The organism is Microcoleus sp. Pol7_B2 (assembly GCF_036701035.1).
Classification (GTDB): domain Bacteria; phylum Cyanobacteriota; class Cyanobacteriia; order Cyanobacteriales; family Microcoleaceae; genus Microcoleus.
Map to the genome: position 1 here is coordinate 52,850 of NZ_JAUBQB010000049.1, position 529 is coordinate 53,378.

Consider the following 529-nt stretch of genomic DNA (forward strand, 5'->3'; position numbering starts at 1 on the left):
TCCCTTGAACATTGCCAATCTTTTCCTGACGTTGTTGAATTGAGGTACGATAGAGCGAGTGAGCGATTCACAAAAACCAATTTACTGAAAGTCAAAGCAAATGAAATTTCCTGAAAATCTGTCAACTCATGTTAATAAAAATGCGCCGAATAAAGGCAAGCAAAATTATATTTATGTTGACTGTGGCAGGCAATTTAGAGATTGCTATCAAACCCAGCAGTGTTACGCGCAAGAAGTTAAATATCAATACCTAAAAATATATGTCAATGGGATGGGTTTTCGTGCGAGCAAGAGAGTCAAAGACCTGCATCACACGACAATAATTAATTGGCTCAAGCAAGTTGGAAAGCTGCTACCATCCGCTTACGATCTAGAGACAATTCCAGAAGTAGGAGAACTAGATGAGCTACAAACCTTTGTCGGATAAAAAAACACAATCTGGGTGTGGACAGCAGTAGACATCTCCAAAATAGTAACAATTCGTGATAATATCACATCCTAAAGCTTTTTTGACACAGAAACATGAGCG

The 529-nt window shown here is 38.6% G+C and carries 1 pseudogene; it reads left to right on the top strand.

What is annotated here, in order from left to right:
• Positions 1–100 precede the first annotated feature (100 nt).
• A pseudogene (locus tag QUA57_RS18425) lies at positions 101–424 on the top strand (IS1 family transposase); the annotation flags it as partial.
• Between the last annotated feature and the right edge of the window lie 105 nt (positions 425–529).